This is a genomic window from Streptomyces sp. NPDC060184 (assembly GCF_042728795.1).
Taxonomy (GTDB): domain Bacteria; phylum Actinomycetota; class Actinomycetes; order Streptomycetales; family Streptomycetaceae; genus Streptomyces.
Genome location: NZ_JBHWYX010000010.1, coordinates 86,955 through 106,414, shown reverse-complemented (window position 1 = coordinate 106,414; position 19,460 = coordinate 86,955). Strand labels below are relative to the sequence as shown.

17 protein-coding genes, 1 tRNA gene and 1 pseudogene are annotated in these 19,460 nt (G+C 70.7%); 9 read left to right on the top strand and 10 right to left on the bottom strand.

Annotated elements, in window-relative coordinates; genetic code table 11:
* The first annotated feature begins 40 nt into the window (after positions 1-40).
* Complete coding sequence (locus tag ACFWEE_RS09390; RefSeq protein ID WP_386887854.1) at positions 41-2,290, top strand: transglycosylase domain-containing protein; 2,250 nt, start codon at positions 41-43, stop codon at positions 2,288-2,290.
* A gap of 115 nt (positions 2,291-2,405) precedes the next feature.
* Here the strand turns inward: ACFWEE_RS09390 and ACFWEE_RS09385 are convergent, their stop codons facing one another.
* Positions 2,406-2,870 carry a GatB/YqeY domain-containing protein gene (locus ACFWEE_RS09385; protein WP_386887853.1) on the bottom strand — a complete coding sequence of 155 codons (465 nt, stop codon included), beginning with the start codon at positions 2,868-2,870 and terminating at the stop codon, positions 2,406-2,408.
* Between the two features lie 93 nt (positions 2,871-2,963).
* On the opposite strand from ACFWEE_RS09385, the gene ACFWEE_RS09380 reads away from it, so the two are divergent.
* The 4 genes from ACFWEE_RS09380 (at position 2,964) to ACFWEE_RS09365 (ending at position 5,495) form a co-directional block, all read left to right on the top strand.
* A complete protein-coding gene (locus tag ACFWEE_RS09380) occupies positions 2,964-3,902 on the top strand; it encodes a metallophosphoesterase (RefSeq protein ID WP_386887852.1) in 939 nt (312 codons plus the stop codon).
* A gap of 167 nt (positions 3,903-4,069) precedes the next feature.
* Positions 4,070-4,819: a Pr6Pr family membrane protein gene (locus tag ACFWEE_RS09375; protein ID WP_386887850.1), complete on the top strand. Its 750-nt coding sequence runs from the start codon at positions 4,070-4,072 to the stop codon at positions 4,817-4,819.
* Positions 4,820-4,884: 65 nt separating this feature from the next.
* Positions 4,885-4,958: transfer RNA gene (locus tag ACFWEE_RS09370), tRNA-Pro, on the top strand.
* 303 nt (positions 4,959-5,261) lie between these two features.
* The gene (locus tag ACFWEE_RS09365; RefSeq protein WP_327177043.1) at positions 5,262-5,495 is read left to right on the top strand and encodes a hypothetical protein; all 234 of its coding nucleotides are present in this window, start codon (positions 5,262-5,264) and stop codon (positions 5,493-5,495) included.
* Between the two features lie 91 nt (positions 5,496-5,586).
* On the opposite strand, the gene tatA is transcribed toward ACFWEE_RS09365, so the two are convergent.
* Both tatA and gltX read right to left on the bottom strand, forming a co-directional pair.
* Entirely contained in the window at positions 5,587-5,841 is a 255-nt protein-coding gene (gene tatA, locus ACFWEE_RS09360; RefSeq protein ID WP_386887848.1) for a Sec-independent protein translocase subunit TatA, read from the bottom strand.
* A gap of 125 nt (positions 5,842-5,966) precedes the next feature.
* Complete coding sequence (gene gltX / locus ACFWEE_RS09355; protein ID WP_386887952.1) at positions 5,967-7,337, bottom strand: glutamate--tRNA ligase; 1,371 nt, start codon at positions 7,335-7,337, stop codon at positions 5,967-5,969.
* Positions 7,338-7,511: 174 nt separating this feature from the next.
* Between gltX and ACFWEE_RS09350 the strand changes: the two genes are divergently transcribed.
* Positions 7,512-8,732, top strand: a complete 1,221-nt coding sequence (locus ACFWEE_RS09350) for a helix-turn-helix transcriptional regulator (RefSeq protein ID WP_386887846.1) — start codon at positions 7,512-7,514, stop codon at positions 8,730-8,732.
* A gap of 138 nt (positions 8,733-8,870) precedes the next feature.
* Here ACFWEE_RS09350 and ACFWEE_RS09345 read toward each other — a convergent pair whose 3' ends face one another.
* Both ACFWEE_RS09345 and ACFWEE_RS09340 read right to left on the bottom strand, forming a co-directional pair.
* Positions 8,871-8,966: a hypothetical protein gene (locus ACFWEE_RS09345; protein ID WP_386887951.1), complete on the bottom strand. Its 96-nt coding sequence runs from the start codon at positions 8,964-8,966 to the stop codon at positions 8,871-8,873.
* Positions 8,961-9,110: pseudogene (locus ACFWEE_RS09340) on the bottom strand (class I tRNA ligase family protein); the annotation flags it as partial. The pseudogene ACFWEE_RS09340 and the gene ACFWEE_RS09345, both read right to left, overlap by 6 nt.
* Positions 9,111-9,567: 457 nt before the next feature.
* On the opposite strand from ACFWEE_RS09340, the gene ACFWEE_RS09335 reads away from it, so the two are divergent.
* Positions 9,568-10,362 carry an SGNH/GDSL hydrolase family protein gene (locus ACFWEE_RS09335; RefSeq protein WP_386887844.1) on the top strand — a complete coding sequence of 265 codons (795 nt, stop codon included), beginning with the start codon at positions 9,568-9,570 and terminating at the stop codon, positions 10,360-10,362.
* A gap of 182 nt (positions 10,363-10,544) precedes the next feature.
* On the opposite strand, the gene ACFWEE_RS09330 is transcribed toward ACFWEE_RS09335, so the two are convergent.
* On the bottom strand, positions 10,545-10,991 hold the full coding sequence (locus ACFWEE_RS09330) for a nuclear transport factor 2 family protein (protein WP_386887842.1): 447 nt from the start codon (positions 10,989-10,991) through the stop codon (positions 10,545-10,547).
* Positions 10,992-11,335: 344 nt separating this feature from the next.
* Here ACFWEE_RS09330 and ACFWEE_RS09325 point away from each other — a divergent pair, with 344 nt between their 5' ends.
* Both ACFWEE_RS09325 and ACFWEE_RS09320 read left to right on the top strand, forming a co-directional pair.
* Positions 11,336-13,207: a S9 family peptidase gene (locus ACFWEE_RS09325; protein ID WP_386887840.1), complete on the top strand. Its 1,872-nt coding sequence runs from the start codon at positions 11,336-11,338 to the stop codon at positions 13,205-13,207.
* A gap of 97 nt (positions 13,208-13,304) precedes the next feature.
* Positions 13,305-14,186: an SURF1 family protein gene (locus ACFWEE_RS09320; RefSeq protein ID WP_386887839.1), complete on the top strand. Its 882-nt coding sequence runs from the start codon at positions 13,305-13,307 to the stop codon at positions 14,184-14,186.
* An 81-nt stretch (positions 14,187-14,267) separates the two neighbouring features.
* Here ACFWEE_RS09320 and ACFWEE_RS09315 read toward each other — a convergent pair whose 3' ends face one another.
* From ACFWEE_RS09315 to ACFWEE_RS09300, 4 genes are all read right to left on the bottom strand, one after another.
* The gene (locus ACFWEE_RS09315) at positions 14,268-15,674 is read right to left on the bottom strand and encodes a hypothetical protein (protein WP_386887837.1); all 1,407 of its coding nucleotides are present in this window, start codon (positions 15,672-15,674) and stop codon (positions 14,268-14,270) included.
* Complete coding sequence (locus ACFWEE_RS09310) at positions 15,671-16,255, bottom strand: SigE family RNA polymerase sigma factor (protein WP_386887949.1); 585 nt, start codon at positions 16,253-16,255, stop codon at positions 15,671-15,673. Before ACFWEE_RS09310 ends, ACFWEE_RS09315 begins: the two co-directional genes overlap by 4 nt.
* 633 nt (positions 16,256-16,888) lie before the next feature.
* Positions 16,889-17,968, bottom strand: a complete 1,080-nt coding sequence (locus ACFWEE_RS09305) for an aspartate-semialdehyde dehydrogenase (protein ID WP_386887835.1) — start codon at positions 17,966-17,968, stop codon at positions 16,889-16,891.
* A complete protein-coding gene (locus ACFWEE_RS09300; protein ID WP_386887834.1) occupies positions 17,965-19,236 on the bottom strand; it encodes an aspartate kinase in 1,272 nt (423 codons plus the stop codon). Before ACFWEE_RS09300 ends, ACFWEE_RS09305 begins: the two co-directional genes overlap by 4 nt.
* Between the last annotated feature and the right edge of the window lie 224 nt (positions 19,237-19,460).

The window sequence follows — 19,460 nt, the reverse complement described above, 5'->3', positions numbered from 1 at the left end:
CTCCATCGGAACGTACAGGGATACGGATTAGGCTGCCCCCATGCCAAAAAAGCGCTCGGGCGGGGGTCTCACCACGACCCAGCAGGCCGCCAAGTTCCTCGGTGTCGCCGCGCTCTCCGGAGCCGTGCTGGCGGGCATCGCAATGCCGGCCGCGGGCGCACTGGGTCTCGCCGCCAAGGGGACGGTCGAGGGATTCGACGAGATCCCCGCCAACCTCAAGACACCACCGCTCAGCCAGCGCACCACGATCCTGGACGCCGACGGGGGCGCCATCGCGACGGTGTACTCGCGCGACCGCACCGTCGTACCGCTCAAGGACATCTCCCCGTACATGCAGAACGCGATCGTCGCGATCGAGGACTCGCGCTTCTACGAGCACGGGGCGGTCGACCTCAAGGGCATCCTGCGCGCGATGAACCGCAACGTGCAGTCGGGCGGGACGGCGGAAGGCGCGTCGACCCTCACCCAGCAGTACGTCAAGAACGTGTTCGTCGAGGAGGCGGGCGACGACCCGGAGAAGGTCGCCGAGGCCACCCAGCAGACCCTGGGCCGCAAGGTCCGTGAGCTGAAGTACGCGATCCAGGTCGAAGAGGAGCTCGGCAAGAAGAAGATCCTCGAGAACTACCTCAACATCACGTTCTTCGGCCAGCAGGCCTACGGCGTGGAGGCCGCCTCCCAGCGGTACTTCTCCAAGCACGCGAAGGACCTGACGCTGGACGAGGCCGCGCTGCTCGCCGGCATCGTCCAGTCGCCCAGCCGGTACGACCCCGTCAACGACGAGGAGGAGGCGACCAAGCGCCGCAACACGGTCCTCGCGCGCATGGCCGCGACCGGCAGCATCTCGCAGGCCGAGGCCGACAAGGCCATGGCCACCCCGATCAAGCTGAAGGTCAAGACCCCGCAGAACGGCTGCATCACCGCCGTCAGCGGCGCGGGCTTCTTCTGCGACTACGTACGCAAGGTCATCCTCAACGACCCCGCCTTCGGCAAGACGAGCGAGGAGCGGTCGAAGCTCTGGAACCTCGGCGGTCTGACGGTGAAGACCACGCTCTCGCCGCGGGCCCAGGAGGCCGCCGACGAGGCGTCCATCGCGAAGGTCAACAAGGACGACAAGGTCGCCGCCTCGGTGGTCCAGGTCGAGCCCGGCACCGGCAAGATCCTCTCGATGGCCCAGTCCCGCCCCTACGGCCTGGACCAGAAGAAGAACCAGACGGTCCTGAACCTCGCCGTCGGCTCCGCCATGGGCGGCTCCACCTACGGCTTCCAGGTCGGCTCGACCTTCAAGCCGATCACCGCGGCTGCCGCACTGGAGAAGGGCATCAGCCCGGCCCAGTCCTTCTCCACGGACCACGAGATCACGCTGCCGATGAGCTCCTTCACCACCTGCTCGGGCGCCAGCGCGGGCAGCGCGGACTGGCTCGTGGGGAACGAGACGGACGAGGAGAAGGGCACCTGGGACATGACCAGCGCCCTCGGCAAGTCCATCAACACCTACTTCGCGAAGCTGGAGCAGAAGGTCGGCCTCTGCGACACCGTCCAGATGGCGAAGAAGGTCGGCTACTCCCGCGGGGACGGCAAGACCCTCGGCGAGGACCCCTCGATCACCCTCGGTGGCGCGGAGAGCACCCCGCTCGGCATGGCCGCCACCTACGCGACGTTCGCCAACCGGGGCACGTACTGCACCCCGATCGCCATCCAGTCGATCACCGACGCCAACGGCAAGAAGCTCGCCGTGCCCAAGTCGGGTTGCTCCCGGGCGATGAGCGAGAAGACCGCGGACACGATCAACCAGATGCTGAAGGGCGTGGTCGAGGACGGCACCGGTACGGCCGCCGGTCTGAGCGACCGCGACAACGCGGGCAAGACCGGTACGACGAACGAGCGGGTGGACGCCTGGTTCGTCGGCTACACGCCGAACCTGTCCACGGCCGTCTGGGTCGGTGCCGACATCGGCAAGAAGCTGCCGATGTACAACATCACGATCGGCGGACAGTACTACGACAAGGTCTGTGGCGGCTGCCTGCCCGGCCCGATCTGGAAGATCGCGATGACCGGCGCCCTCGACGCGGGCGAGACCCCGTCCTTCAACGCCGTCTCCGTCCCCCGGGGCGAGGAGAAGGGCGACAAGGACAAGGACAAGAACAAAGGCCGCGACGAGGGCGACGAAGGTGACGACACCGGCGACGCCGGCGCCAACACGACGCCCCCCGTCACCCTGCCGGACTTCATCGGCGGCAACCAGAGCGGTGGCCGTCACGGCGGTCAGGACGCGGGCGGCAACGGGCCGTGACCGACGGCCGAACGTCCAGCGCGTGAAGATGGGGCGCTCCCGGTGAACGGGGGCGCCCCACTTCGCTTCCTCCGGGTGCCGGGCTCGGCCGGTTCGGCGGGCCGGTCGGGTGGACTCAGCCCGCGAGGGACTTCTTCACCGCGGCGGCGACCCGGCCGCCCTCGGCGAGACCCGCGACCTTCGGGCTGACGATCTTCATCACGGCGCCCATGGCACGCGGGCCCTCGGCACCGGCGGCCTTCGCCTCCGCCACGGCGGAGCCGACGATCGCGTCGAGCTCCTCGTCGGAGAGCTGCTTGGGCAGGTACGCGTCGAGCAGCTCGCCCTCGGCCTTCTCCCGCTCGGCCTGCTCCGTCCGGCCACCCTGGGCGAACGCCTCCGCCGCCTCGCGGCGCTTCTTCGCCTCCTTGGCGATGACCTTCTGCACCTCGTCGTCGGAGAGTTCGCGAGCGGTCTTCCCGCTCACCTCCTCCTTGGTGATCGCGGTGAGGGTCAGCCGAAGGGTGGACGAGGTCAGCTCGTCGCGCGCCTTCATGGCGGTGGTGAGGTCTTCCTTGAGCCTGGACTTGAGCGTGGTCATGACCTGATTGTGTCAGGTACGCGGTCCGGGGCGCCCGTTTGTTTTCCCGCCGCCGCCGGACCCCGCCCGGTCCGGGTCTGCGACGATGGGCGCATGCGCGCACGCTACGGAGTTCCCCTGAAAGTCGCTGCGGCCGGTGCGGCGGTCGGCGTCGCCGGCCTCGCCTACGCCGCAGGGTTCGAGGCCCGCTCGTTCCGCCTCCGCCGGGTGACCGTCCCGGTACTCCCGCCCGGGGCACGCCCGTTGCGCGTACTCCAGATCTCGGACGTCCACATGGTCAGCGGCCAGCGCAAGAAGCGCGCCTGGCTCCAGTCCCTGGCGGGGCTCCGCCCGGACTTCGTGGTCAACACGGGCGACAACCTCTCGGACCCCGAGGCGGTACCCGAACTGCTGGACGCGCTGGGGCCCCTCATGGAACTCCCCGGGGTGTACGTCTTCGGCTCGAACGACTACTACGGCCCCAAGCTCCGCAACCCGGTGCGCTATCTCAAGGAGAAAGCGGCGGGCAAGCACGGGCTCAACGGGAACGCCCCGGCGTCGAACGTGGTCCACAACCCGTGGGAGCCGATGCGCGACGCCTTCGACGACGCGGGGTGGATCGGCCTCTCCAACACCCGGGGCCGGCTGAAGCTCGACGGCCTGGACATTGCGTTCACCGGCCTGGACGACCCGCACATCAAGCGCGACCGGTACGCCGAGGTCTCCGGCGGCCCCGAGACGGGCGCCGACCTCTCCATCGGCGTGGTCCACGCCCCGTACATCCGCTCGCTCGACGCGTTCACGAAGGACGGCTACCCGCTGATCCTGGCCGGTCACACGCACGGCGGACAGCTCTGCATCCCCTTCTACGGCGCACTGGTCACCAACTGCGACCTGGACACGGATCGGGTGAAGGGCCTCTCCAGCCACACCGCCGACGGCAACCGCGCCTACCTCCACGTCTCGGCCGGCTGCGGTACGAACCGCTACACCCCGGTCCGCTTCGCCTGCCCCCCGGAAGCGACCCTGCTCACGCTGACCGCGCGGGCCTGAGACGCGGGGCCCCGGGCCGAGGCCCGTACCGAGGACGCGTACCGAGGCCCCGTACCGAGGACGCGGCCTGGGGCCAGAGCCCCGGCTCCGGCCGTGGCGGACGGGCTCGGGGCCCATCCGCCACGGATGAATCGCGGGCCGGGAACCTCGCCTTTACGGTGAGGACCATGACCGCCGCCCCGAAAACCGCGACGCTGCCCAGGCCCCGGGCCGAGGACGCGTTCCTGCGGGGCGCCCGCACCCCGCGCCGCACCGCCGCCGTGCTCCGGGCGCTGGTGTGCGCGGCGGCCGTCTGCGGCCTCACGATCGAGCTGGCGACCACCGACGCGCCGCTGGAGCTGCTGAGCCGGTTCACCTTCCAGGCGAACCTCCTGACCGCCGGGGTCTTCGGCTGGTCCGCGTTCCGCTCCTGGACGGGCCGGGGACCTGCGGCCCCGCACCTGACGGGAGGCGTGCTCCTCGTCGCGGTGATCATCGGCCTAGCCTACCACCTGATCCTCACCGACAACAGCTTCGGCTACTCCGCCGACGGCACCCCCGCCGCCCCGGCCACGGGCGCGCGCGCCGTCTCGGGGCCACTGCTCCACACGGTCCTGCCCGTGGCCGTGACCCTGGACTGGCTCCTGCTGACCCCGGCCCGGACACTGCGCCTGCGCTTCCTGCCGCTGTGGCTGTTCTCCGCCCTGACCTATCTGGGCTTCGTCCTGGCCCGGGGGACCCTGCTCTCCCCCGGTGCCGGCCCCCGCTACCCGTACCCCTTCCTCGACGTGGACACCTACGGATTTTCGGAGGTCCTCGCCCACGCCTTCGCCCTCTCCCTCCTCCTCGTCGTCCTGGCCACCCTGCTCATCGCCCTGGACCACGTCCGGCCCCGGCCACGACACCGGCTCCGCCACCGGACCGGGCCCCGCCGGTAACCGGATTTCGCCTCCGGGCGCGGGTGGGCTAGAGTTATCGATGTCGCCGGGAGACCGGTGGACATCGGGGTGTAGCGCAGCTTGGCAGCGCGCTTCGTTCGGGACGAAGAGGTCGTGGGTTCAAATCCCGCCACCCCGACAGCCAAAACAGTTGAGGCGCCTACGGATTTCCGTAGGCGCCTCAACTGTTTTCTGTCTGTACCTCGTCGCACCACCTTGTCGCACCGACACACTCCCCCTGCCCGCCGCCCCGGACGTGGAGTTCCCGAACCGCGGGAGCGGCGCCCCGGATACGACCCGGTGGCCCGTGGAGGCCGTGACGGCAGCGGCGCCCGGGTCAGGGGCGACGGCAGCGACGGCAGCGGTGACCTGCACGGTAAGAAGACGTAGCGGTTGTTCGATGCTCGCCAAAGGGGACGGGACAGCCCGTAAAGTTGTGGGCATGGATCTTCACACTGCGACGATGTGGGAGACAGCCGAACTCGCCGGAGGACCTGCCGATGGTCTTCGCATGCGGGTTCCCGACCAGCCCCCGGTCCTTCAGGTGACGCGTCCCTGCCGCGTCGAATCACCGGACGGCGACGAATTCATGGTGGACGCGTTGTACGTGTACCGCCGCGACCCCTATGCGCAGGACGAGCCCGTGGCGTACGGGTTCGACCCTGCCAGCCCCTGATCCGGAGGATTCGGGGCACCACCGCGCAGACGCGCCCCCCGTCCCGCGGTCACGGAGAACCGGTGGGGCGGGGGGCGCGGGCGTTCCTGGGTCAGCCGTCGGTGGGTCGCGGCTCCGCCGCCATCGCGGCGGCGGGCGCCGGTGCGGGCTGCGCGGTGGCCGGGGCCTGGGTGGCTGCCGGGGCGGGGGCGGAGTCGTTCTTCATCGCCTGCGCCTCGCTCTTCAGGATGCGCGCCGACTTGCCGAGGGCCCGCGCGGCCTCCGGGAGCTTCTTCGACCCGAACAGTGCGATGACGACGACCGCCAGGATCAGCACGTGCCAGGGTTCCAGTCCATTGCGGAGCATGCCGAGCCCGCCTTCCTCGTGTCGGCCGTGGGCTCGCACGCCGCCCGCCCGGCCCAGATGGTTGCTGCTTGAACGCAACGGTACAAGAAGTACGGGGCGGACGGTGGGGCCCGCCCCTACTGGATTTACGCCTGTGCGGCCAGCCTCTCGGACGCCGCGTCCAGTCGGCCGAGGACCCGCTCTCGTCCGAGGAGCTCCATGGACTCGAAGAGCGGCAGCCCGACCGTACGGCCGGTGAGCGCGACGCGGATGGGCGCCTGGGCCTTGCCCAGCTTCAGACCGTGCTGCTCGCCGACCGTGATCAGCGCCGACTTCAGGTCGTCCGCCTGCCACACGGTGGTGGCCAGCGCGGCACGGGCGTCCCGCAGGATGGCCTCGGCGCCGGGCTTCATCGCCTTGGTCCAAGAGGCGTCGTCGCGAACCGGCTCGTCCAGGAAGAGGAAGTCGACGCAGGCGGTGATCTCGGACAGGACCGTCAGCCGGGTCTGCGCGAGCGGGGCCGCCGCCTCGAACACGGCCGTGTCGAAGGCGTCCGGGGCCCAGGGGGCGTGCGGGGCGATCAGCCACGGCGCGCAGGCCGCGGCGAACTGCTCCGGTGCGAGCGCGCGGATGTACTCGCCGTTGAAGGCGGTCAGCTTCTTCACGTCGAAGAACGCCGGTGAGGTGTTGACGTCCTCGATGCGGAAAAGCTGCTCCATCTCCTCGTAGGGAAGGATCTCCCGGTCACCGCCGGGGCCCCAGCCGAGCAGCATGAGGTAGTTGACCATCGCCTCGGGGAGGAAGCCCTCGGCGAGGTAGTCCTCCAGCGCCACCTTGTCGCGGCGCTTGGAGAGCTTCTGGCGCTTCTCGTTGACGATCACCGGGAGGTGCGCCCAGCGGGGCGGTTCGGCGCCGAGCGCCTCCCACAGCAGCTGCTGCTTCGGGGTGTTGGAAAGGTGCTCCTCGCCCCGGACCACCAGGGTGACGCCCTCGTCCAGGTCGTCCACGACATTGGCGATCAGGAAGACCGGGGAGCCGTCGCCCCGGGCGATCACGAAGTCCTCGATGGCGCTGTTCGGGAACGCGGGCTCACCTCGCACCAGGTCGACAACGACGGTCTCGCCCTCGTCCGGGGTGCGGAAGCGGAGCGCCCGCCCCTCCTCGTGGACCAGGCCGCGGTCGCGGCAGAAGCCGTCGTACCCGAGGTGATCCGAGCCGGTGCGCTGCTTGAGCTGCTCGCGCGTGCAGTCGCAGTAGTACGCCCGGCCGGCGTCGTACAGCTGGAGTCCGGCCTCGGTGTGGCGGGCGGCGTTGTGCGACTGGAAGTAGGGGCCTTCGAAGGCGGGGTCCTCCTCGTGGATGCCGATGGCGGCCAGGGCGTTGATGATGCCGTCGGTCCACTCGGGCTTGTTGCGCGCGGCGTCGGTGTCCTCGACGCGCAGGACGAAGGTGCCGCCCGACTGCCGGGCCACGGCCCAGTTGTAGAGGGCGGAGCGGGCGCCGCCGACATGGAACATGCCGGTGGGGGAAGGGGCGAAGCGGACGCGGACCGGGGCATCAGACATAGCGCCCACCCTACCGACGGGCCACGAGACCGAGCGGACGTTGTCCACAGAGCTACCTGCGCAAGATGATCAACGGATATCGTGACCGGCACAGGTGCGAGGGCGGCAGCAAGGGGGCGGGACCATGTGCGAGCCCACACCCGGCCGGAGACCCCTCTGAGCGCCACCGGGTGCCGCCCGGCGGGCGGCGAGTCCGGGGCGCCGGACGCCGGGGGGACCGAGAACGCGCCGCTCACCCTGCTCGGGCTCGACCCGCTGGAGGACGCCCTCTACCGGCTCCTCGTGGACCGCCCCGACAGTGAACCCGCGCTGCTGGCCAAGGAACTGGCCGCCCCCCTCCCGGACGTCCGTGACGCCCTGGAGTCCCTCGTGGTGCGCGGCCTCGCGAGCTCCGCCTCCTCCGGGGGCGTACCGCGTTACCGGGCGGCCTCGCCCGTACTCGCCCTCGGGCCGCTGCTGGAGTCCCGCCGGTCCTCCCTGCACCAGGTCGAGTCCCTGATGGCCACCCTCGCCGAGCGGCACCGCTCCGCCCAGGCCCACGCTTCGGGGGCGCCGGTCGAGGTGCTTTCGGGGGCGGCGGCGATCCGCCGGAGGCTGCTGCTGATGCAGGAGCAGGCCACCACCGAGGTGTGCAATCTGATGCCGCTCGGGCAGCAGGAGCACTCCGTGATCACCCACGAGGACAACCACTCGGAGATCGAGGGCATCCTGATGCGGCGCGGAATCGCGCTGCGGTCCGTCATCGAACGCGACTGGCTGGAGAGCCCGGGAATCCCGGCGGCGTTGGAGGTCTACGTCGCCCAGGGCCAGCAGATCTCCGTGGTGGACAAGCTGCCGCTCAAGCTGGTCATCGTGGACCGGCGGATCGCGCTGCTCCCCCTCGAACCGGGGCGCGAGGACGTCGACCAAGTCGCTCTCGTGGTCCACCGCACCGGACTGCTCGTCGCCCTCAGCTCCCTCTTCGAGGCGCAGTTCGAACGGGGCACACTCCTGCGGCCCTCCGGTACGGCCGCAGCCGCCGAGGACGCCTCCGGCACCCTCCTCGACCCCGCCGACCGCAGAATCCTCGCCCTGCTGCACCTCGGACTCACCGACTCGGCCATCGCCCGCCAGCTCGGCATGGGCCATCGCACCGTGCAGCGACGACTTCAGAGGCTCATGGCGCAGGTGAGGGCGACCACCCGTTTCCAGCTCGGGTGGCACGCGGCGCGGAACGGCTGGCTGGAGGACGTGCCCGCCCCGGCCGGCGAGCACGGGCCGCCGGTGGCGCCTGCGGCAGAGGTGTCTCGGGCGGCAGAGATGTCTCGGGTGCCAGAGGTGTCGCGGGTGGAGCACGGCGACTCCTGAGGCGCGTTTACGCCCTGGCGGATTCACGCCAAGCCCAGCTCTTGTGAGGGAGGTGGAGATTGGCGAACGATCTGAATGCCGGGCACAGGGACTCCCCATAGCCCCTGCGTCCGGCAGCAGTTCCCTTCGTGGCGGGCGTCAGGCGCCGAAGCGCGCGCGGTACGACTCCAGATCCTCGTCCGTGATCTTGGCGAAGAGCAGCGGCGGCACCGTGAAGAAGGTTCCGGCCGGCAGGATGCGTCCGTCCGCGGGTGCGTACACCTGCCGGACCGAGCGCTCCTCGATGAAGCCGTTCTCCTTGAGGCGGCGCGCGAAGTGCTGGGTGAGCTCGGCGTTCTGCGGTGACGAACTACGGCCGAAGTGGTCGAAGGAGAGGGCATCCTGGATGCTTCCTCTTGAGTCCGGTACGGGCCGGGCCGGCAGGGCCACCACGCGGGTGCACCACGGAGCGTGACCACGGCATGGTGGCTGCCGGACGGTGCGGCCGGGGCGGGGCGTCCTCGATGCGCGTCATGGTAGGCAGGGCCAGCCCCACTCATGCGAGTGGTTTTTGGCGGTACGTCAGGTCCCCGCGATCGCCCGAACGCCACACGAGAGCCCACCGGACGTCACCTCGCCCTGTAGCGCGCACTCCCGCGCTGCGCCCCCAAGTGCCCCGATTTTGACCGGTGTTCAGGGTTTATCTACGCGCGGAGCTACGCCCACCGAACGATCATTCGGGCATATCAGACGACTTCTCGCACAACCATTACCGGCCGGTACTTCGAGCTGCTAAAAACTGTCTGCGCCACGAACTCCCCTCGCACCCCCCACCCTTCCGAAGGGGCCACCGGCCATGTCAGTGCGTAGATTCTGGGCATCCTTTTCCACCCTGGCCATCGCGGCCGTCGCAGCGCTGGGAGCCGCTCAGCCGGCCTCCGCCGCTACGGGCGGTTACGTCGCTCTCGGCGACTCCTACTCCTCCGGAGTGGGCGCCGGCAGCTACATCTCGGACAGCGGCGACTGCCACCGCTCGACCAAGGCGTATCCGTACCTCTGGGCCGCCGCCAACTCCCCGTCCTCCTTCGCCTTCGTCGCGTGTTCGGGCGCGACGACGTCGACCGTCGCCAGCGGCCAGCTGAGCGCGCTCAGCTCGTCGACCGCACTGGTCAGCATCTCGGTGGGCGGCAACGACGTCGGCTTCGCCGATGTCATGCAAACCTGCGTCCTGTCGAGCGAGGCCACCTGCATCAGCAGCGTGAACGCGGCCGTCACCAAGGCGCAGAACGTCCTGCCGGGCAGCCTCGACTCCCTCTACTCCTCCATCCACGCGAAGGCCCCCTCGGCGCACGTGGTCGTGCTGAGCTATCCCCGCTTCTACAAGATCTCCGGCAGCTGCGTCCTGGGACTCAGCGAGAACTCCCGGAAGGCGATCAACAACGGTGCGGACGTGCTGAACTCCGTCATCGCCAAGCGCGCGGCCAACGCCGGGTTCACCTACTCCAGCGTGGTGGACGAGTTCACCGGCCACGAGCTCTGCTCGGGCGACGCCTGGCTCAACAGCGTCACGCTGCCGGTCTACAACTCCTACCACCCGAAGGCCGCCGGACAGTCGGGCGGCTACCTGCCCGCCTTCAAGTCGGCGCTCTAGGCTCTGCCCGCCCTTCCGTCGGACGGTCGGCGCCCGCACCACTGACGGCACGCACCACTGACGGCCCGCAGAGCGCCACCCCCCACACGCACAGGGCTCCTCCGCCGCAGACCGGCGCGGGGGCCCTGTGCCGTCAGGCGCGTCGAGCCGTCGACGGCCAAAGGCCGTCGGGCGCGTCGTTCTCAGACGCGTTCGACGAGGTATTCACGCCCGGTCGGCGGCTCGTACGGCTCCGGCCAGAAGTCGGTGACGGCGGTGATGCGGCCCCTGGTGTCGAACGAGAAGAAGTGGATGCCGTCCAACTCCGCCTCCCCCACGGTGAAGAGCGTGCGCGCGGCGGCCTGGCCACCGAGCCCGGCCTCGCCCGCTCCGGCCGGGTGTTCGGGCAGGTCGGCCACGATCCGGTCGACGCGCACGTGCCAGTCGCCCGGGTACTCCCGGTTGAACCGGACGCATCTCTCCTTGCCCCGCACCACCTCGCGGGTCTGCGGCACTTCGTACACCACGTCGTCGTCGAGCGTGGCCGCGAACGCCTCCCAGTCACGGGCGTCGGCGGCGGTCCAGTACGTCTCCACGGCCTTGCGCAGAACAGCGGTCGAGACCGTGCCCGCGCTCATCTCTGCAGTCATGGAAGGAGTGTGAACCCCACCACTGACAATCGCCTTGACCTGCAAGGATGGTGACCGATCATCAATGTGCCCTTCTCACGGTCCACCTGCGTGCGCCGAGTCCCCCCTCTGGCTCGGGTGGGGGTGAGTCGTCCTCGGCCTGTCCGCGGCCCGGCCTCGCCTCTCCCCCTCCGTGTCCGCGGCCGGAAAAGCCGCGGCCCGATCGCCGGACATTACTCGGAGCTGTTCCGAGCTGTTCCGCGCCGTTCCGGTCTCCCCAAGGGCCCACGCCCGCGCTTTCGCCCGGATTTCCGGTTCCCCGAGGGGCTGTGCACCAGATCCTCACCATCGGGTTTGATGGGGGTATGAGTAGCGCAGAAGCCATGCCCGACTGGGAGAAGCGGTTCCGTGCACCGCGCGTCTCCCTGCCCGACTGGGCGGAGGACGCCCCGGACCGCAGCCTGTTCGTGTCCAATGCGACCGGCACGTACGAGATCTACGCGTGGGACCGGAAATCCGGTGAGCAGCGCATGGTCACGGACCGGCCGGACGGCACCACGGAGGCTGTGCTCTCGCCGGACGGTGAGTGGATCTGGTGGTTCGACGACGGTCGCAGCTCCGACGATCCGGCCGCCCCGTCGTACGGGGACGAGTTCGGCGTCTGGATGCGGCAGCCGTTCGGTGGCGGCGAGGACGTTCTGGCGGCGCCGGGTCTGGAGCCGTCGTATCCGGCGGGCCTCGCGATCGGGCGGGACGGCAGCGCGGTCGTCGGGCGGTCCACCGACGAGGACGGGACCACGGTCCATCTGGCGCGGCCGGACGGCGCGGGGGACGTGGAGATCTACCGGCACCGCGAGTCGGCCGGTGTCGGTGATCTGTCGTACGACGGCAGTCTGATCGCCCTGGAGCACACGGAGCACGGCGACGCGATGCATTCGGCGCTGCGGGTGGTGCGGCCGGACGGCTCGACGGTGGCCGAGCTCGACGACACCGAGGGCGGTACGAAGGAGCTGGGCCTTTCGGTGATGGGGTTCGCTCCCGTCGCCGGTGACACCCGGCTGCTCGTCGGGCACCAGCGGCGGGGCCGCTGGGAGCCGATGATCTGGGACCCGGTGGCGGGCACGGAGACGGAGCTGGCGATCGACCTCCCCGGCGACGTGAGTGCCGAGTGGTATCCGGACGCCTCCGCGATCCTCGTCGAGCACGGCTTCGAGGCCCGCAGTGAGCTGTGGCGCCACGAGCCGGGCGGCTCGGCTCCGGTGCGGGTGGAGACGCCCGCCGGTTCGGTGTCGGGCGCCACGGCCCGGCCGGACGGGACGGTGGAGTACCTCTGGTCCTCTGCGGCCCAGCCGCCGGTCGTCCGTTCGACCACGGGCGCGGTGGTGCTGGACCCGCCGGGGCCGAAGGCCCCCGTATCGGTGCCGGTGCGGGACGCGTGGGTGGAGGGTCCGGGCGGGCGGGTGCACGCGCTGGTGCAGACGCCGGCCTCGGGCGAGGGCCCGTTCCCGACGGTCTTCGAGATCCACGGTGGGCCGACGTGGCACGACAGCGACGCGTTCGCGTCCGGCCCGGCGGCCTGGGTGGACCACGGCTTCGCGGTGGTGCGGGTGAACTACCGGGGCTCGACGGGGTACGGCCGGGCCTGGACCGACGCGCTGAAGCACCGGGTCGGGCTGATCGAACTGGAGGACATCGCGGCGGTCCGGGAGTGGGCGGTCGCGTCGGGTCTCGCCGACCCGGACCGGCTGGTCCTGGCCGGTGGGTCCTGGGGCGGTTATCTGACCCTGCTCGGTCTCGGTACCCAGCCGGAGGCCTGGGCGCTGGGGCTGGCGGCCGTCCCGGTCGCGGACTACGTCACGGCGTACCACGACGAGATGGAGGCCCTGAAGGCGATGGACCGGACGTTGCTGGGCGGCACTCCGGAGGAGGTGCCCGAGCGGTTCGAGGCGTCGTCGCCGCTGACGTACGTCGACGCGGTGCGCGCCCCGGTCTACATCTCGGCGGGCGTCAACGATCCGCGCTGCCCCATCCGTCAGGTGGAGAACTACGTGGACCGGCTGAAGGCCCGGGGCGCGGTGCACGAGGTCTACCGCTACGACGCGGGTCACGGCTCGCTGGTGGTGGAGGAGCGGATCAAGCAGGTGGGCCTGGAGCTGGACTTCGCGCTGCGGCATCTGCCGGAGCCCGCCCGGGAAACGGCCGCGGAGACCACCGCGACGACGGCCCCTAAGAAGTAGCGGGACACCCGTACCGGGACCGGGGCGCCCTCGTAAGGGCTGGATAAATGGGCGCCCCCGCTCCCGGTCGGCGGGGCGGGGACCGTACGGTAAAGGGGTGTACCGGTTCCTGCTGACCCCGCGATGGTGGGGGATCAACCTCTTCGTCGTGCTGGCCATTCCGTTCTGCGTGTTCATGGGCACCTGGCAGCTCGGCCGCTTCGAGGACCGCGTGCAGTCGCACGAACAGGCCGAGAAGCAGCCGGACCCGGGCACCCGCCAGGCGAAGCCGCTGGACTCCCTGCTGCCCGTGGACACGGTCACGTCGGGGCGTCCCGCCACGGCGACGGGGACGTTCGCCGACCAGTTCCTGGTCCCGGGGCGCGAGCTGGACGACCGCGACGGCTTCTACGTCCTGGACCTGCTGCGTACGGACGGCGGCAAGGCGCTGCCCGTCGTACGCGGCTGGATGCCCGGCGAGCCGGATCACGCGCGGGAGAACAACACGGTCCCCCCGGCGCCCACCGGTGAGATCACGGTGACCGGCGACCTCCAGGCGTCGGAGAGCGCCACCAGCACCGGCGTGAACAACGCGGGCGGCCTCCCCGACGGGGAACTCGGCATCATCAGCGCCGCGACGCTGGTGAACCTCGTCCCGTACGACGTGTACGACGCCTGGATCACGCTCCCCGCGAGCGGCATCGGCGGCGCGGACGACTCCGGCAACGGCATGCGGGCGGTCCCGGCGGCAGCGGTCGAGGGCAGCGGTCTCGACCTGAAGGCCTTCCAGAACCTGGGCTACACCGGGGAGTGGTTCGTCTTCGCCGCGTTCGTGCTCTTCATGTGGTTCCGCCTGCTGCGGCGCGAGGCCGAAGCGGCCCGGGACATCGCCCTGGGCCTGATCCCCGACCCGGCCGCCGCACCCCGGTCAACGCCGGCCGCCGCTGAACCGGGTGAACCCGTCGGCACCTCGTCCGGGACGCCGCCGCGCAACGGGTGACCCCACGCGCGGGGTCGGACGCCGGGCCGTGTCCGGCCGCTCCCGTCGGGCGGTCGGCGCCCGACGGTTGCGCACCACGTGTCAGGACTCCGCGAGGATGCCCGTCCGGTAGATGGTGCCCGCGCAGGCGTGGCTGATCGTGGTCTCGGCCGTCGGCGCACCCGCTTCCGGGGTGTGCGTCACGGCGATGGACCCCTCGGCCGGGACGGCGTCCTCCGTCAGGAGCTGCGTCTCCACGCTCGCCGCCTGCTCCTCGACCGCACCGGTGCCCGGCGTCGCGGCTTCGGTCGGCGTGGGCGTGGGGGCGGTGGCCGTGGGACAGGTGTCGGTCGGTACGAAGGCGAACTGCACCTCGTACGACATCTCGGGCTTCAGCAGCACCGCGGCGGGCTCGACCGCGGGGTCGGGCAGTCCGGCGGCGGGGTCGCCCGCGACGTGCTGCACGACGTCGATCTTCGTCGCGTCGGCGGCGCCCGACGCGGTGAAGCCCACCGTCCCGGCGCTGCTGACCGAGCACTTCGCGGCGGACGTGTTGGCGATGCGGAAGCTTCCGTACACCGTGCCGTTCGAGTCGGCCGTTCCGGTGGACGCCGAGACGATGCCGAGCTGGCCGGGTGCGCAGGCGGGCAGAGAGGCGATCGAGGCGAGCTCCTCCCGGCTGACGGCTCCGGAGCGGGTGCTGTCGGATTCGGCCGGGCCCTCGGTCGCGGAAGGCGTACCGCTGGGGTCGGACGTTCCCTCGTGCCCGCCGCCCGTCCCCTGCGCGGGCTGTCCGTCGCTCGGCTTCTCTCCCACCGCCGCCCCGGAGGCATCGCCCTGCTGGCTCTGGGAGTTCGTGCCGTGTCCGGCGGGGGCGGGTGCCGCGGTGGCCGCGCTCTCGGAGTTCGCCACGTGCACGAAGGCGGGCACTGCGGTACCGATCAGCAGGGCCGCGGCAGCCGCGCCGACGACCGCCTGGCGGCGGCGCGCCCGCCGGACGGGTATGGCCCGGTGCAGTTGGGCCAGCGCGTTCTCGGCGGGTTCGAGGTCCCGGACGGCTCCCCGCAGCAGGTTCCGCAGCGCCTGTTCGTCGGCGGTGTCGCCGTCGTCGCCGGGGACCGGGTCACCGGTGCGTCCGCCGAAGCCCGCGGTCGTGGAGCGTGCCGGGAAGAGCAGGGTCGGTGCGGTCGCCCCGGACGCCTCGTCGCAGGAGGCGGACGCCTCCTCGCGGGGGCGGGACAGGTCGTCGAGCGCGCGGGGCGCCCTCTCGTGCCGGTCAAAGGCTCCACCGCCCGGACCGCCGGGCGTTTCTCCGTACCGACCGGCCGGTGTGCGCCCGGGAGGACCGTGCTCCTCATCGGCTCCGAGGGTGCGGCCGGTCGGCTCGGCCGCGTCGGCCGGGCGTTCGGGACCGGGGCCCGCCTTCGGCCCATGGCTCGTGTTCGGCCCGTCGTTCACAGTTCCGCTTCCCGTCCGGTCCGGCTCGCTGCTGAAGGGGCGACCGCTCATGCCTGCGCCTCCATCACCAGGCGCAGGGCGGCGATCCCGCGCGAACCGTACGCCTTCACCGAACCCAGCGAGATACCGAGGGTGTCGGCGACCTGCGCTTCGGTCATGTCCGCGAAGTAGCGCAGGACGAGAACTTCCCGCTGGCGCCGCTGGAGGCCCTTCATCGCCTTGATCAGCGCGTCCCGCTCCAGCTGGTCGTACGCCCCCTCCTCCGCGCTGGCCATGTCCGGCATGGGCTTGGAGAGGAGCTTCAGCCCGAGGATGCGGCGGCGGAGCGCGGAACGGGAGAGGTTGACGACCGTCTGACGGAGGTAGGCGAGCGTCTTCTCGGGTTCGCGCACCCGGTTGCGGGCGGAGTGCACCCGGATGAACGCCTCCTGCACGACGTCCTCGCAGGAGGCGGTGTCGTCCAGCAGGAGCGCGGCGAGGCCGAGCAGCGAACGGTAGTGGGCGCGGTAGGTCTCGGTCAGATGGTCGACCGTCGTTCCGGCCGCCACCGCCTCTTCAGCACCCTCGCGCTGCGAGGAGAGCCGTACGGGGCCCGTCGTGCTCGCGGCGCTCAGCGGGGCGATCACCGGCATGCCGCCGACCGTGCGGGGCCTGCGGAACGGGAGCACGGAGACCCCCCGCAAGGGGACGACCGCCGGGATTTCGAGAACCTCTGCCACGCAAGTTGGACACGCTGCCCCCCGTCAGGGTTGTACGCGTGCGGCAGCGCGTTCAGCTCTCTGCGACTCGCCCTCATACGTACCCGCTCTTCCCCAATTGCCCTATTGGTGCGCCCGTCGCGCAAGAAGTGACGGCGAAGACGCCGAACAGCCGACTCACGGTTGCACAGGACCACAGGGTCATCGTCGGATATGACAACGCCCCAGCTCAAGGGGTTAAGGAAGCCGAATTGAACATGTGACCTTCACAGATCCCACAAAACTGTTTCGATGAGACATTTCGATTGCGTACGAAATTCGGCGGCCTTGAAGAGAGCCTGAAGAGAGCCTGGAGAGGACCTGGAGAGAGCCTGGCGAGAGCCCGAAGAGAGCCGGGGCGGAGGACCGGGGACAGTGACAGGGGGCCGGAAGGCGACCCCTGTGCCGGCCCGGGAGGCGGGTGCAGAACGCGGCCCGCGGCGAACCCGCGCCGGGATTCGGCCCCCGGGACTCCGACTCACGGATTCCCACCCCGGGATTCAGGCCCCGGGATTCAGCCCCCGGGATTCAGACCTCGCCCACGGAGGCCGCCAGGGATTCCGCGATCTGGGCCACATTCAGGGCCCCGCCTTTTCGCAGGTTGTCCCCGCAGAGGAACATCTCCAGGGCCTGCGGGTCGTCGAGGGAGCGGCGGACCCGGCCGACCCAGGTGGGGTCGGTGCCCACGACGTCCGCCGGGGTCGGGAATTCGCCCTCGGCGGGGCTGTCGACGAGTACGACACCGGGGGCGGTCGCCAGGATCTCGTGGGCCCGGTCGACGGTGACCTCGTTCTCGAAGCGCGCGTGCACGGACATCGAGTGCGTGATGACGACGGGGACGTACACGCAGGTGATGGCGGTGCGCAGGTCCGGCAGGCCGAGGATCTTGCGGCATTCCTCGCGGAGGGCGAGTTCCTCGGAGGACCAGCCGTCGCCCGCGTCGCCGCCCGCCCAGGGCACGACGTTGAGCGCGACGGGGGCAGGAAACGGGCCGGCGGGCCGGTCGCCGAGGACGCGGCGTACGTCTCCGGGGCGGGTGCCCAGCTCCGTACCCGCGGCGAGGCTGCCGGCGACCAGGCCGAGTTCCTCGCGCAGGGCGGCGACACCGTCGCGGCCCCGGCCGCTCACGGCCTGGTAGGTGGAGACGGTCAGTTCGCGGAGGCCGAACTCGGCGTGCAGTGCGCCGACCGGGACGATCAGCGAGAGCGTGGTGCAGTCCGGCGAGGCCACGATCCCGCGCGGGCGGGTGCGGGCGGCGTGCGGGTTGACCTCGGGGACGACCAGCGGCACGTCCTCGTCGAGGCGGAAGGCGGCGGAGCCGTCGACGACCACGGCGCCCCGGGAGGCGGCGACGGGCGCCCAGAGTGCGGCAACCCGGTCGGGCACCAGGAAGACGGCGACGTCGACGCCGTCGAAGACATCCTCACCGATCGGGAGGACGTCCTGCTCCTCGCCGCGTACGGCCAGCTTGCGGCCGGCCGAACGCGGGGAGGCGATCAGTTTCACCTCGCCCCAGACGTCCGCGTGCTGCGAAAGGATCTGGAGCATGACGCCGCCGCTCGCCCCGGTCGCACCGACGACCGCGAGCGAGGGGCGGCGTGCGGTCATCGGCCGGTGCCTCCGTAGACGACGGCCTCGTCGGAGTCGCTGTCGAGGCCGAAGGCGGTGTGCACGGCGCGGACGGCCTCGTTGACGTCGTCGGCGCGGGTGACGACCGAGATGCGGATCTCGGAGGTCGAGATCAGCTCGATGTTCACACCGGCGTCGGAGAGCGCCTCGAAGAATCCGGCGGTGACGCCCGGGTTGGTCTTCATGCCCGCGCCGACCAGCGAGATCTTGGCGATCTGGTCGTCGTAGCGCAGCGAGTCGAAACCGATGGTGCCCTTGGCCCGCTCCAGGGCGTCGATGGCCTTGCGGCCCTCGGCCTTGGGCAGGGTGAAGGAGATGTCCGTCAGCCCCGTCGCGGCGGCGGAGACGTTCTGCACCACCATGTCGATGTTGACTTCCGCGTTGGCGATGGTGCGGAAGATCGCGGCGGCCTCGCCCGGCTTGTCGGGGACGCCGACGACGGTGATCTTGGCCTCGGAGACGTCATGGGCGACTCCGGAGATGATCGCGTGCTCCACCTGCTGGTCCCCTTGCGGCTCGTTGCTGACCCAGGTGCCGCGCAGTCCGGAGAAGGACGAGCGGACATGGATCGGGATGTTGTATCGGCGTGCGTACTCGACGCAGCGGTGCAGCAGCACCTTGGAGCCGGACGCGGCCAGCTCCAGCATGTCCTCGAAGGAGATCCACTCGATCTTCCGGGCCTTCTTGACGACCCGGGGGTCGGCGGTGAAGACGCCGTCCACGTCGGTGTAGATCTCGCATACCTCGGCTTCCAGCGCCGCTGCGAGGGCGACGGCGGTGGTGTCGGAACCACCGCGGCCGAGGGTGGTGATGTTCTTGCCCTCCTGGCTCACGCCCTGGAACCCGGCGACGATGGCGATGTTGCCCTCGTCGATCGAGGTCCGGATGCGGCCGGGCGTGACATCGATGATGCGCGCCTTGTTGTGGACGGAGTCGGTGATGACACCGGCCTGGCTGCCCGTGAACGACTGGGCCTCGTGGCCCAGGTTTTTGATCGCCATGGCCAGCAGGGCCATGGAGATCCGCTCTCCGGCGGTCAGTAGCATGTCGAACTCACGCCCGGCAGGCATCGGCGATACCTGCTCGGCGAGATCGATCAGCTCGTCCGTCGTGTCGCCCATCGCGGACACCACGACAACCACCTGGTTGCCGCTCTTCTTGGCATCGACGACTCGCTTGGCGACGCGCTTGATGCCCTCGGCATCGGCTACGGATGAGCCTCCGTACTTCTGCACGACCAGGCCCACGTGCGCTCCTCGCTCATTCCGTTACTGCGGTCGGCTCAGTTTAACGAGCGGCCCGGAATCTCCCCGTCCTTACCAGATGGTGAGATGTCCCGCCCACCACCTGGTCCGGCGTGTCGACCCGAGCCGCTCGTACGGGGCCTATGCCCGTCCTGCGGGCCACCACGCGCGTCTGTGGTCCAGCCCACACGGTTCGCGTCGCCTCCGCAAGCCAGGAACCGCCCGGG